This window comes from Pseudomonas sp. SK3(2021), assembly GCF_016772375.1.
Taxonomy (GTDB): Bacteria; Pseudomonadota; Gammaproteobacteria; order Pseudomonadales; family Pseudomonadaceae; genus Aquipseudomonas; species Aquipseudomonas chlororaphis_I.
In genome coordinates this window covers 5,382,424-5,394,822 of the sequence record NZ_CP061943.1, presented here as the reverse complement: position 1 = coordinate 5,394,822, position 12,399 = coordinate 5,382,424, and the positions used below count along the sequence as shown (strand labels likewise).

Here is a 12,399-nt window from a genome sequence, read left to right as displayed (position 1 = left end):
TAAAAATAATGGGGTGGCTTATGAAAACAACAATAAATCGCGGCCTTGCAGCCTCCTGCGTCTGCCTGGCCTTGCCGTTCCCGGCCCAGGCCCTGGAGTTCGCCGGTTACCTGCGCAGTGGTCTCGGGACCTCGGTCAACAGCAGCTCGCAGTCGTGTTTCCAACTGCCCGGCGCGCAGTCCAAATACCGCCTGGGCAACGAATGCGAACAGTACGCCGAGCTGGAACTGCGCCAGGACCTGTACACCCTGGCCGACGGCTCGGTGCTCAGCGTCGACGCCATGGCGTCGCTCTATAACCAGTACGACCGCAGCCTGACCTTCCAGGGCGACAACGGCTCGGCGCGCATGCCGCAGATGTATGCCCAGTGGTCGAACATGCCCAGCCTCAATGGCGGTTCGCTGTGGGCTGGCCGGCGTTATTACAAGCGCAACGACATCCATATCTCCGACTTCTACTACTGGAACCAGAGCGCCACCGGCGGCGGCATCGAGGACGTGCTGATCGGTGACCTGAAATACAGCTACGCCTTCTCGCGCAAGGACAACCTGTACCAGAAGGACTACATCAACCGGCACGATTTCAACGTCGCCGGTTTCAAGACCAACCCCGGCGGCGAGCTGGAGCTAGGCCTGAGCTACATCGACCAGCCCGACAGCCGCGACGTCCATCGGGGCTGGGCGATCACCGCCCAGCATGTGCAAAAGGACTTCCTGGGCGGCAAGAACAAGCTGGCGTTGCAGTACGGCGAAGGCCCGGGCACCGGGCTGGGCTACACCGGCAATGTGCAACTGGACGACAGCAACAAGAGCTACCGATTGGTGGAGTTCTTCGACTGGCAACTGACCCCGCGCTTTGGCGGGCAGGTCGAAGCGATCTACCAGAAAGACATCCGCCCCGACGGTAACGACCAGAACTGGATCTCCCTGGGTATCCGCCCGGCCTATGCGATCAGCGAGCAGTTCAAGCTGGTCACCGAGCTGGGCCACGATCAGGTCGAGGCTCCCGGCGGCACGCGCAAGCTCAGCAAGTTCACCTTCGCCCCGACCTGGTCGCCCAAGGGCCCGGAATTCTGGGCGCGCCCCGAGGTGCGCCTGTACTACACCTATGCCAGCTGGAACCAGGCCGCCAAGCGCGCGGCGAACGAGCTGGCGGCGGGCTCGGCGCTGTCCGATACCGGCGCCTTCGGCACCGCCAGGCATGGTGCGAACGTCGGATTGCAGGTCGAGTACTGGTGGAAATAAGCGATGCTGTCGGGGCTCGCGCTCCATCGGCACTTACAAGAACAAACAGCAGGTGAAGTCATGGCTACAACCCAACAATTGCAACTGCTCGCGCCGCTGTCCGGGCTGCTGATGCCCCTGGAGCAAGTGCCGGACCCGGTGTTCTCAAGCCGGGTCATTGGTGACGGCCTGTGCATCGACCCGACCTCGCAGACCCTGCGCGCGCCGTTGGCCGGCGTGGTCAGCAACGTGCAGGACAGTGGCCATGCGGTGAGCATCACTGACGACAACGGCGTGCAGGTGCTGATGCACATCGGCCTGGACACGGTGAACCTGGCGGGCCAGGGCTTTAGCCGCCTGGTGCAGGAGGGCCAGCGGGTCGAGGCCGGGCAGCCGCTGATCGAGTTCGATGCCGACTACATCGCGGTGCACGCCCGCAGCCTGCTGACGCTGATGCTGGTGGTCAGTGGCGAGCCGTTCACCTGGCTGAGCGCGGACAGCGCGCTGGTGGACAGCGGCCAGCCGCTGTTGCAGTTGAGCCTGGGCGAGCCTGCGCCAAGCGCGGAGCCCGAGGAGGAGGGCAAGGCGCTGTTCTCCAAACCTGTGACGCTGCCCAACCCCAATGGCCTGCATGCGCGCCCGGCGGCGGTGTTCGCCCAGGCGGCCAAGGGCTTCAAGGCGAGCATCTGCCTGCACAAGCAGCAGGCCAGCGCCAACGCCAAGTCCCTGGTGGCGATCATGGCGTTGCAGACCGTGCAGGGCGATGCCTTGCAAATCAGCGCGGCGGGCGCGGATGCCGAGGCGGCGATCAAGGCCCTGGCCGGATTGCTGGCGAGTGGTTGTGGCGAGGCGGTGACGGCGGCGATCGCCGCCGAACCTGTGGCGCCGGTTGCCGCGCCATCGGGCAAGTTGTTGCGGGGCGTTTGTGCCTCGACGGGGTCGGCCTTCGGGCAGGTGGTGCAGGTGGCCGAGCAGAAGCTCGAGATCGTCGAGTTGGCCAGCGATCAGGCAGCGCAGCGCGAGCTGCTGGAACGGGCGCTGGCGCAGGCCACCGAGGCCCTGCAAGTCCTGCGGGACAAGGCCGCCAGCACAGCCCAGGGCGAGATCTTCAAGGCTCACCAGGAGCTGCTGGAAGACCCGAGCCTGCTGGAGCAGGCCCATGCCCTGATCGCCGACGGCAAAAGCGCGGCATTCGCCTGGAACAGCGCCACCGAGGCCACCGCCGAGCTGTTCAAGGGCCTGGGCAATCCGTTGCTGGCCGAGCGCGCGCTGGACCTGATGGATGTCGGGCAGCGGGTGCTCAAGTTGCTGCTGGGCGTGCAGGACAGCGCCTGGGCCCTGCCGGAGCAGGCGATCCTGATTGCCGAGCAGCTCACCCCCTCCCAGACCGCTGGCCTCGATACCCGCAAGGTGCTGGGGTTTGCCACGGTCGGCGGCGGCGCCACCAGCCATGTGGCGATTCTGGCCCGGGCCCTGGGCTTGCCGGCGCTCTGTGGCCTGCCGGTACAGGTGCTGGCGCTGGCCAGCGGCACGCCGGTGTTGCTGGATGCCGACCAGGGCGAACTGCACCTGGACCCGCAACTGACGGTGATCGAGCAGTTGCAGGCGCGGCGTCTGCAGCAACAGCAGCGCCAGCGCCAGGAGCTGGAGCAGGCTGCCCAGGCCGCGGTGACCCGCGACGGCCATCATGTCGAGGTGACGGCCAACGTCGCTTCGCTGACCGAGGCTGAGCAGGCCATGGACCTGGGCGGGGAGGGCGTCGGCCTGCTGCGCTCGGAGTTTCTTTACCAGGACCGCGGCGTCGCCCCGAGCCATGAGGAGCAGGCCGCGACCTACAGCGCCATCGCCCGGGCCCTGGGGCCGGAGCGCAACCTGGTGGTGCGGACCCTGGATGTCGGTGGCGACAAACCGCTGGCCTATGTGCCGATGGAGCCTGAAGCCAACCCCTTCCTCGGCATGCGCGGGATCCGCCTGTGCCTGGAGCGCCCGCAACTGCTGCGCGAGCAGTTCCGGGCGATCCTCGCCAGCGCCGGGCTGGCCCGCCTGCACATCATGCTGCCGATGGTCACCCAGCTGGCGGAGTTGCGGCAGGCGCGGCAAATGCTGGAGGACGAGGCCCTGGCCCTGGGGCTCAAGGCGTTGCCGAAGCTGGGGATCATGATCGAAGTGCCGTCGGCGGCGCTGCTGGCCGACCTGTTCGCGCCGCAGGTGGACTTCTTCTCCATCGGCACCAACGACCTGACCCAGTACACCCTGGCCATGGATCGCGATCATCCGCGCCTGGCCAGCCAGGCCGACAGTTTTCACCCGGCGGTGTTGCGCCTGATCGCTGCCACGGTCAAGGCTGCCCATGCCCACGGCAAGTGGGTCGGTGTCTGCGGGGCGCTGGCTTCGGAAACCCTGGCGGTGCCGCTGCTGCTGGGGCTGGGGGTGGACGAGCTGTCGGTCAGCGTGCCGCTGATTCCGGCGATCAAGGCCCGCGTGCGCGAGGTCGAGCTGAGCCAATGCCAGGCCCTTGCCGGGCGCATTCTCGGCCTGGAAAGCGCCGATCAGGTACGCGACGCCTTGCACCAGCATCAACAGTCGATGCTGGCCCCTTCACTGGTTCTGGAGAACTGAACATGTTCGAGAAATTGCAGCGGGCGTTCTGGAAGGCCCTGACCCCGGACCTGGTGCCTGACCAGCCGAAGGCGACAACCCAAACCAAGGACGACGCAGCCCTGGACGCAGCCGTCATTGCGGCGCTGGGCGGTGTGAACAACCTCAAGACCCGGCAGCGCGTGGCCCTGACCCGGGTGCGGGTGGAGTTGCATGATCCGACCTTGCTCGATGTTGTGGCCTTACGTAGCGCCGGTGTGCTCGGGACGATGGCGCTGGCGGGAGGCGTGGTGCATCTGCTTGTCGGGTTATCTGCGTAGCCGCTGTCGAGCCTGGGTTTATGCGAGTGCTGCGCACTCGATCGCGAGCAAGCTCGCTCCTACAGGACTGCATATTCCGTTGTAGGAGCGAGCTTGCTCGCGATAGCGGCCGAATGATCAGCGCCTTTTTTCCTCCATACGCCATGGCACCCACCCATCTGCGGCCGCTTGCCGCGCCGGCCTTACTGTTTCTCAACTGCGGGTGTATCGTATTCGCCTTTTGCGGGCCCTGGCCCGCCGCGGATACGTGAGGTAGTTGAGTCCATGTCCTTTACCCGTCGACAGATACTCGGTGGCCTGGCCGGTCTTGCAGTGGTTGGCGTGGGCGCCGGTGGCGCGTCGCGTTACTGGCTGGGCAAGATGGCCGACGCCGAGGCGGGCCACGATTATCAACTGATCGCCGCGCCGCTGGACGTCGAGCTGGTGCCGGGCCACAAGACCGAAGCCTGGGCCTTCGGCCCTTCCGCGCCGGGCACCGAGCTGCGGGTGCGCCAAGGCGAGTGGCTGCGGGTGCGCTTCATCAACCACCTGCCGGTGGCCACCACCATCCACTGGCACGGCATCCGCCTGCCGCTGGAGATGGACGGCGTGCCTTATGTCTCGCAACTGCCGGTCATGCCGGGCGAGTACTTCGACTACAAGTTCCGCGTGCCGGATGCCGGCAGCTACTGGTACCACCCTCACGTCAACAGCAGCGAAGAGCTGGGCCGCGGCCTGGTCGGCCCGCTGATCATCGAAGAACGCGAGCCCACCGGCTTCAAGTACGAACGCACCCTGAGCCTGAAAAGCTGGCATGTGGATGAAGCCGGTGCCTTCGTGCCGTTCAGCATTCCCCGCGAGGCGGCGCGTGGCGGTACGGCGGGGCGCCTGTCGACCATCAACGGTGTGTCCCAGGCGGTGGTGGACATCCCGGCCGGGCAGATCACCCGCGTGCGCCTGCTCAACCTCGACAACACCCTGACCTACCGCATCAACATCCCCGGTGTCGAAGCGCAGATCTACGCTTTGGATGGCAATCCCATCGAGCCGCGGCCGCTGGGCAAGGAATACTGGCTGGGGCCGGGCATGCGCATCTGCCTGGCGATCAAGGCGCCGCCGGCCGGCGAGGAGCTGGCGCTGCGCAACGGCCCGGTGCGCCTGGGCACCTTGCGTTCGGTGGCCAACAGCGATGCGCCGACCGCATGGCCGCCCGCATTGCCGGCCAACCCGATCGCCGAGCCGGACCTGGATAACGCCGAGAAGCTCAACTTCAACTTCGAGTGGGTTGGCTCGGTCTCGGTGAACGTGGACAATGGCAAGCCACCGAGCCTCTGGCAGATCAACGGCAAGGCCTGGGACATCACCGACAAGACCTGCGCCGACCGCCCGATCGCTACGCTCAAGAAGGGCCAGAGCTACATTTTCGAATTGAAGAACATGACTCAGTACCAGCACCCGATCCACTTGCACGGCATGAGCTTCAAGGTCATCGCCTCGAACCGCAAGAAGATCACCCCGTACTTCACCGACACCTACCTGCTGGGCAAGAACGAGCGTGCCCGGGTGGCGCTGGTGGCGGATAACCCGGGGGTGTGGATGTTCCATTGCCATGTGATCGACCACATGGAAACCGGCCTGATGGCCGCCATCGAGGTGGCCTGATGCGGCAGATTCGCCCCGCCCGGATCATCGATCGCAGCCGCGACCAGGACTTCATGCGTGAAGCCCTGGCCCTGGCCGCCCAGGGCGCGGCCCTGGGCGAGGTGCCGGTGGGCGCGGTGCTGGTGCAGGACGGGGAAATCATCGGTCGCGGCTACAACTGCCCGATCAGCGGCAGCGATCCCAGCGCCCACGCGGAAATGGTCGCGATCCGCGCCGCGGCCCAGGCGGTCGACAACTATCGCCTGCCCGGCAGCACCCTCTACGTGACCCTGGAACCGTGCAGCATGTGCGCCGGGCTGATCGTGCATTCGCGTATCGCCCGGGTGGTATACGGCGCCCTGGAGCCCAAGGCGGGCATCGTGCAGAGCCAGGGGCAGTTCTTCAGCCAGGGGTTTCTCAACCATCGGGTACTGGTCGAGGGCGGGGTCCTGGCTGAAGAGTGCGGCGCGGTGTTGAGTGAGTTTTTCAAGGCACGCCGCGCCAGCCGCGACTAAACGCCTTTCTTTTTTGTAGGAGCGAGCTTGCTCGCGATGGCGGCGATGCGGAGTGGCTGAAACACTGCGTCATCGTTCATCGCGAGCAAGCTCGCTCCTAGAGAAGCAGGGTATTTACTTTTTGGCGACGATAACGGCACGCATCGGCGCCGGCAGGCCTTCGATGGTCTTGCTGTGGTCGTTCGGGTCGAGGAAGTCGCTCAGCGACTGGTACTTCATCCACTCGGTGCCGCGCTGTTCCTCGACGCTGGTCACGCTCACATCCACGCAACGCACATCGCTGAAACCGGCACGGCGCAGCCACAGTTCCAGGGCCGGCACCGACGGCAGGAACCACACGTTGCGCATCTGCGCATAGCGGTCTTCCGGCACCAGCACCTGATGCCGGTCGCCTTCCACCACCAGGGTTTCCAGCACCAGTTCGCCGCCCTTGACCAGGCAGTCCTTGAGCGCCAGCAGATGCTCGATCGGCGAGCGGCGGTGGTAGAACACGCCCATGGAAAACACCGTGTCGAAGCCTTCCAGGTTGGGCGGCAGGTCCTCGAACGGGAACGGCAGGTGCCACACCGCGGGCTCCGACAGGTAACGCTGCACCGCCTGGAACTGGCAGAAGAACAGCCAGTTCGGGTCGACGCCGATCACGCTGTGGGCACCGGCGCCGAGCATGCGCCACATGTAGTAGCCGTTGCCGCAGCCGACATCGAGGATGCGCTTGCCTTGCAGGTTCAGGTGCGGTGCGACCCGCGACCACTTCCAGTCCGAGCGCCATTCGGTGTCCACGTGCACGCCGAACAGGTCGAACGGCCCCTTGCGCCAGGGCGACAGACCCATCAGCGCGGTGCGCATCTGGGCGCGGGTGGCGTCGTCGCAATCGGTGTCCAGGGTCAGGCCATTGATCAGGTCGACGGTGCTTGGCTGGATCTTCGGCAGCGCGTCCAGCGCGCTCTGCCAGCGCTCCAGGTCGCCGTGGCCCTTTTCCATCTTGGTGTCGAGTTGCGCTTGCAGGGTGTTGGCCCAGTCGGCCAGCGGCGTACCGGCCAGACGGCGGGCGAGGGGGGACAGATCGATCATGGCAAGGCAATCAACGAGGCAAAGTTAAGACACTGGAACCACGGCACGACTTTCGAGAACCCGGCGGCCAGCAGGCGTTCGCGGTGTTCTTCGAGGCTGTCGGGCTTCATGACGTTTTCGATGGCGCTGCGTTTCTGGGCGATTTCCAGTTCGCTGTAGCCGTTGGCGCGCTTGAAGGCGATGTGCAGGTCGGTGAGCAGCGCATGCTCCTCGGGGTCATTGAAGCGCAGCTTCTCCGAGAGGATCAGCGCGCCGCCGGGCAGCAGCGCCTGGCGAATGCGCCCGAGCAGGGCCAGGCGCTGTTCGGGGGCGATGAATTGCAGGGTGAAGTTCAGCGCCACCACCGAGGCCGGTTGGAACGCCAGGGCGAGGATGTCGCCTTCGATCACTTCGACCGGCAACAGCTCCTGGAACATCGAGTCCTGGCCGTTGAGGTACTCGCGGCAGCGCTCGACCATGGCCGTTGAGTTATCCACCGCGATCACCCGGCAGCCGTCGGTGCGCACATGGCGGCGCAGGGCCTGGGTCACGGCGCCGAGGGACGAGCCCAGGTCGTAGAGCACGCTGTTGGGTTGGGCGAACTGGGCGGCGAGCACGCCGAGGTTCTCGACAATGGTCGGGTAACCCGGCACCGAGCGCTTGATCATGTCCGGGAACACCCGCACCACGTCCTCGTTGAAGGCGAAGTCGGGCACCTGGGCCAGGGGCTGGGCGAAAAGGCGGTCGGATTCTTTGCTCACGGCGGTTCCAGCGGTGGAGATAGAAAGAGGGCCGGCATTGTAGCCGCTGCCGCAGGCTGCGATAAGGCCCGAAGGGCCTTCAGGGCCTCAAGGGCGACACAAGGTGGATGCCCCACCCGTGACCCTGTAGCCGCCGCCGAGCCCGCGAGGCTGCGCACGAGGACGTGGTCCCCGCCAAGCCTGTGCATGGGGTTTATCTGGAGGACCGCGGCGACTGGTTTACGGCCGCTGCGTCGGAGTGCCGCCCAAACCGATCGCAGCCTCGCAGGGCTCGGCAGCGGCTACAGGGCTACAGGCTCAGCGGGGCTCCTGGCGGAAGGCCGACGCCGCGATCCCCCATTGCCCCAGCCAGTAACTGAGGATGATCAGGTAGGGCGCGGCATCGAAGGCCACCACAAAACGGCTGATGCCGATCACGCTGTCGGAGAACACGAAGGCCACGGCGCCGGCGGCGGCCAGTTGCGCCGAGCGCTTGGGCACGTCGCTGCCCAGGCGGGCCAGGGCGCGCCAGAGCATGGCGCTGATGGCCAGGCCGTAGACGATCACCGGCACCAGCAAGGGGCCGAGGCCATGGCTGATCAGGAGGCCCAGCAACGCCGCGCCGGCGACCAGGGCCAGCAGTAGGGGCAAGGGCGCCAGGCGCCGGCAATCGCTGGTATAGGCCTTGAGATAGGCCAGATGCGCAACCAGGAAAGCCCCGAGGCCGAACACGAACAGGTCGGCGGGCCAGGCCAGCAGCACGTCGCCGAGCAGGGAGAACAACAGGCCGAGGCCGATCCAGCGGCGATAGTCGCCGGGGGGCGCATCGTGCAGCCAGCCGAGCAGGGCCAGCACCGGCAGCGGCTTGACCAGCAGGCACAGCAGGGTGGCGTGGATGCTCAGGCCGTAGAGGAAGGTCGCCGCGCCCATCAGCGCAAGGATCAGCCAGCCCATGTCACTTGACCGAAATGGCGCAGTCGAAGGCCTTCACCGGCGCGACTTCCGGGGCCCAGGGTTGCTGGTAGGTCAGCAGCAGGCGCCCGGTACCGGCGGCAAAAGCCTGGAAGCGCCAGGTGGACTGGCCGGCGCTACCCACCAGGCCGCTGTCTTCGGGGTTGCTGTAGACCTCGGGGCTGACTTTGCGCAGCACGCCGCCGGCCGAGTCCTGGATCGCCCAGCGATAACCCGTGGTCGGGTTGCTCGGCAGGGTCAGGATCAGGTTTTGCCCGTTGCTCAGTTGCACTGGGCATTCGCTCTGGTTCTCGAGCGTGACGTTTTGCTTGGGTTGGCTGGCGCAGGCGGCGAGCAGGGCAAGGCTGAGGGGTAGCAACAGACGAATCGGTGACATGGGTCAGAAAGCTCCGGTCATGACAAAGGGCGAGCATAACCGAAGAAGGGGGAATCTGTGGCGGGGCGGGAGAGACGTTGGAGCGAGCTGGCTCGCGATAAGCCGTCAACGATGACGCTGGGCGACGGATACACCGCCGCTGCGCGGCTATCGCGAGCAAGCTCGCTCCTACAGGTCTGCGTTTAGAACAGCACTTTCGCCACATCGGCGAAACGCTTGGCGAAGTGCACGGTGATGCCTTCCTTGAGGTAGTCCGGCAGCTCTTCGAAGTGGCCGCGGTTGGCTTCCGGCAGGATCAGTTCGAAGAGCTTCTGCCGGCGCGCCGCGATGACTTTCTCGCGCACCCCGCCGATGGGCAGGACATGCCCGGTCAGGGTCAGCTCGCCGGTCATGGCCACGCCCTTTTTCGGCGGCTGGTTGCGCGCCAGGGACAGCAGCGCGCTGGCCATGGTCACCCCGGCGCTCGGGCCATCCTTCGGCGTGGCGCCTTCGGGCACGTGCAGGTGGACGAACGCCTCGTCGAAGAACTTTGCATCGCCACCGAACTGCTTGAGGTGCGAGGTGACGTAGCTGTAGGCGATTTCCGCCGACTCCTTCATCACATCCCCCAGTTGCCCGGTGAGCTTGAAGCCACGGTTGAGGGTATGAATCCGCGTGGCTTCGATCGGCAGCGTGGCACCGCCCATGCTGGTCCAGGCCAGGCCGGTGATCACCCCGGTGCCGCTGAGCACCTGTTCGTTGCGGAACACCGGCATGCCCAGGGAGGCTTCCAGGTCCTTGGTGCCGAGCTTGATCACCGCCTCCGGATCTTCCAGCAGCCGCACCACGGCCTTGCGCACCAGTTTGCCCAGCTGTTTTTCCAGCTGGCGCACCCCGGCTTCGCGGGCGTAACCCTCGATCACCGCGCGCAGGGCAGCGTCGCTGATGCTCAGGTGGGCCTTGGACACACCGGCCTTTTCCAGCTGCTTGGGCCACAGGTGGCGCTTGGCGATGGCCAGTTTTTCCTCGGTGATATAGCCCGACAGGCGAATCACTTCCATCCGGTCCAGCAGCGGGCCGGGAATCGAGTCCAGGGTGTTGGCGGTGCACACGAACAGTACTTTCGACAGGTCCAGGCGCAGGTCCAGGTAGTGGTCGAGGAATTCCACGTTCTGTTCCGGGTCGAGGGTTTCCAGCAGCGCCGAGGCCGGGTCGCCCTGGAAGCTCTGGCCCATCTTGTCGATCTCGTCGAGCATGATCACCGGGTTCATCACTTCGACGTCTTTCAACGCCTGCACCAGCTTGCCCGGCAGGGCGCCGATGTAGGTGCGACGGTGGCCCTTGATCTCGGCCTCGTCACGCATGCCGCCGACGCTGAAGCGGTAGAACGGTCGGCCCAGGGATTCGGCGATGGACTTGCCGACGCTGGTCTTGCCCACGCCGGGCGGGCCCACCAGCAGGACGATGGAGCCGCTGATCTCGCCCTTGTAGGCGCCGACCGCGAGGAATTCGAGGATCCGGCTCTTGATGTCGTCGAGCCCGGCGTGATGCTGGTCCAGCACCTTGCGCGCGTGCTTGAGGTCGAGCTTGTCCTCGCCGTACACGCCCCAGGGCACCGCGGTGGCCCATTCCAGGTAGTTGCGGGTGACCGCGTACTCCGGCGAGCCGGTCTCGAGGATCGACAGTTTGTTCATCTCCTCCACGATGCGCTTCTGGGCCTGGGGCGGCAGGACCTTGCCTGCCAGGCGCTGCTCGAACTGCTCGATGTCGGCGCTGCGATCGTCCTTGGTCAGGCCCAGCTCCTGCTGGATGACCTTGAGCTGTTCCTTGAGGAAGAACTCGCGCTGGTGCTCGCCGATCTTGCGATTGACCTCCGCGGAAATCTCTTTCTGCAGGCGCGCGACCTCGACTTCCTTGCGCAGCATCGGCAGGACTTTTTCCATGCGCTTGAGCATCGGCACGCAATCGAGCACTTCCTGCAGCTCGTTGCCGGTGGCCGACGTCAGCGCGGCGGCGAAGTCGGTCAGCGGCGACGGGTCGTTGGGGCTGAAGCGGTTGAGGTAGTTCTTCAGCTCTTCGCTGTACAGCGGGTTGAGCGGCAGCAGCTCCTTGATCGCGTTGATCAGCGCCATGCCGTAGGCCTTGACCTCGTCGGTCGGCTCGCTCGGCTGGTGCGGGTACTCGACCTCCACCAGGTACGGCGGGCGATGGTGCTTGAGCCAGGTGCGGATGCGCACACGGGTCAGGCCCTGGGCCACGAACTGCAGCTTGCCGCTCTCGCGGCTGGCGTGGTGCACCTTGACCAGGGTGCCGTACAGCGGCAGGGCCGAGGTGTCGAAATGCCGTGGGTCTTCCGGTGGGGTGTCCATGAAGAACAGCGCCAGCGAATGGTGTTCGGACTTGCTCACCAATTCCAGGGTCTCGGCCCAGGGTTCTTCGTTGACGATCACCGGCAAGACTTGCGCGGGGAAGAACGGCCGATTGTGGATCGGGATGATGTAGACCTTGTCCGGCAGATTCTGCCCGGGCAGGGCCAGACCCTTGCCGGAGGATGTATGGAGTTCGGCGTTTTCCGGGTCGGCGTATTCACTCATGGTTTCAGGAAGTTCTTGCTGGTCGCTCATGGGGCACCTGCGCAATGGGGTATGCGAAGTTAGATGGGGCAGGTGACGAGCGGTTTCAATGGTGCGTGGGCCGGATCAATTATTTCAGTCCTTGTCGCCGGGACGCGGTGCAGCCTCCAAAACGGCGATGGCGAGGCTGTCATTTCTGCGCAGGAATGCTGGTAATTTGGCGGTGACAAAAAAATGACATTGTAAACCCCCTGATTTTATTGCGTGATCTTCTTCTCTTGGCGGTCTAATCTGGACCGATTAAATGTTGTCAGGGAAATGGCATTTATTTGACGCATCTTTAGCTGCCCAGAGGGACGCGTAATGATCAAGGGACTTTTCAGCGGGGAGCGGCGGGTGTCGCCGTGGGGGTGCAGGGGTGACAACAGTGAGG

At 65.4% G+C, this 12,399-nt stretch carries 10 protein-coding genes; 5 read left to right on the top strand and 5 right to left on the bottom strand.

The window, feature by feature from the left end; genetic code table 11:
- Positions 1 to 20 precede the first annotated feature (20 nt).
- The 5 genes from IF690_RS23725 to tadA all read left to right on the top strand — a co-directional run bounded on the left by IF690_RS23725 (position 21) and on the right by tadA (position 6,276).
- Positions 21 to 1,244, top strand: coding sequence for a maltoporin (locus IF690_RS23725; RefSeq protein ID WP_202697613.1), 1,224 nt, complete (start codon positions 21 to 23; stop codon positions 1,242 to 1,244).
- A gap of 60 nt (positions 1,245 to 1,304) precedes the next feature.
- Positions 1,305 to 3,842, top strand: a complete 2,538-nt coding sequence (gene ptsP / locus IF690_RS23720; protein WP_202697612.1) for a phosphoenolpyruvate--protein phosphotransferase — start codon at positions 1,305 to 1,307, stop codon at positions 3,840 to 3,842.
- A gap of 2 nt (positions 3,843 to 3,844) precedes the next feature.
- Positions 3,845 to 4,141, top strand: a complete 297-nt coding sequence (locus IF690_RS23715; RefSeq protein WP_202697611.1) for a PTS sugar transporter subunit IIB — start codon at positions 3,845 to 3,847, stop codon at positions 4,139 to 4,141.
- A 264-nt stretch (positions 4,142 to 4,405) separates the two neighbouring features.
- Entirely contained in the window at positions 4,406 to 5,782 is a 1,377-nt protein-coding gene (locus tag IF690_RS23710; RefSeq protein ID WP_202697610.1) for a multicopper oxidase family protein, read from the top strand.
- A complete protein-coding gene (tadA, locus tag IF690_RS23705; protein WP_202697609.1) occupies positions 5,782 to 6,276 on the top strand; it encodes a tRNA adenosine(34) deaminase TadA in 495 nt (164 codons plus the stop codon). Before IF690_RS23710 ends, tadA begins: the two co-directional genes overlap by 1 nt.
- A 114-nt stretch (positions 6,277 to 6,390) precedes the next feature.
- Here tadA and cmoB read toward each other — a convergent pair whose 3' ends face one another.
- From cmoB to lon, 5 genes are all read right to left on the bottom strand, one after another.
- Positions 6,391 to 7,347, bottom strand: coding sequence for a tRNA 5-methoxyuridine(34)/uridine 5-oxyacetic acid(34) synthase CmoB (gene cmoB, locus IF690_RS23700; protein WP_202697608.1), 957 nt, complete (start codon positions 7,345 to 7,347; stop codon positions 6,391 to 6,393).
- Positions 7,344 to 8,087: a carboxy-S-adenosyl-L-methionine synthase CmoA gene (gene cmoA, locus IF690_RS23695; RefSeq protein ID WP_202697607.1), complete on the bottom strand. Its 744-nt coding sequence runs from the start codon at positions 8,085 to 8,087 to the stop codon at positions 7,344 to 7,346. Before cmoA ends, cmoB begins: the two co-directional genes overlap by 4 nt.
- 297 nt (positions 8,088 to 8,384) lie before the next feature.
- The gene (locus IF690_RS23690; protein WP_202697606.1) at positions 8,385 to 9,020 is read right to left on the bottom strand and encodes a lysoplasmalogenase; all 636 of its coding nucleotides are present in this window, start codon (positions 9,018 to 9,020) and stop codon (positions 8,385 to 8,387) included.
- 1 nt (position 9,021) lies between these two features.
- A complete protein-coding gene (locus IF690_RS23685; RefSeq protein WP_202697605.1) occupies positions 9,022 to 9,414 on the bottom strand; it encodes a protease inhibitor I42 family protein in 393 nt (130 codons plus the stop codon).
- A 182-nt stretch (positions 9,415 to 9,596) separates the two neighbouring features.
- Positions 9,597 to 12,017, bottom strand: a complete 2,421-nt coding sequence (gene lon, locus IF690_RS23680; protein ID WP_202697604.1) for an endopeptidase La — start codon at positions 12,015 to 12,017, stop codon at positions 9,597 to 9,599.
- Positions 12,018 to 12,399: the final 382 nt, after the last annotated feature.

What these genes read in the sequence shown, in the direction of transcription:
- IF690_RS23725 (WP_202697613.1), top strand. Translation starts at nt 21, where the DNA reads ATGAAAACAACAATAAATCGCGGCCTTGCAGCCTCCTGCGTCTGCCTG.
- ptsP (WP_202697612.1), top strand. Translation starts at nt 1,305, where the DNA reads ATGGCTACAACCCAACAATTGCAACTGCTCGCGCCGCTGTCCGGGCTG.
- IF690_RS23715 (WP_202697611.1), top strand. Translation starts at nt 3,845, where the DNA reads ATGTTCGAGAAATTGCAGCGGGCGTTCTGGAAGGCCCTGACCCCGGAC.
- IF690_RS23710 (WP_202697610.1), top strand. Translation starts at nt 4,406, where the DNA reads ATGTCCTTTACCCGTCGACAGATACTCGGTGGCCTGGCCGGTCTTGCA.
- tadA (WP_202697609.1), top strand. Translation starts at nt 5,782, where the DNA reads ATGCGGCAGATTCGCCCCGCCCGGATCATCGATCGCAGCCGCGACCAG.
- cmoB (WP_202697608.1), bottom strand. Translation starts at nt 7,347, where the DNA reads ATGATCGATCTGTCCCCCCTCGCCCGCCGTCTGGCCGGTACGCCGCTG.
- IF690_RS23690 (WP_202697606.1), bottom strand. Translation starts at nt 9,020, where the DNA reads ATGGGCTGGCTGATCCTTGCGCTGATGGGCGCGGCGACCTTCCTCTAC.
- IF690_RS23685 (WP_202697605.1), bottom strand. Translation starts at nt 9,414, where the DNA reads ATGTCACCGATTCGTCTGTTGCTACCCCTCAGCCTTGCCCTGCTCGCC.
- lon (WP_202697604.1), bottom strand. Translation starts at nt 12,017, where the DNA reads ATGAGCGACCAGCAAGAACTTCCTGAAACCATGAGTGAATACGCCGAC.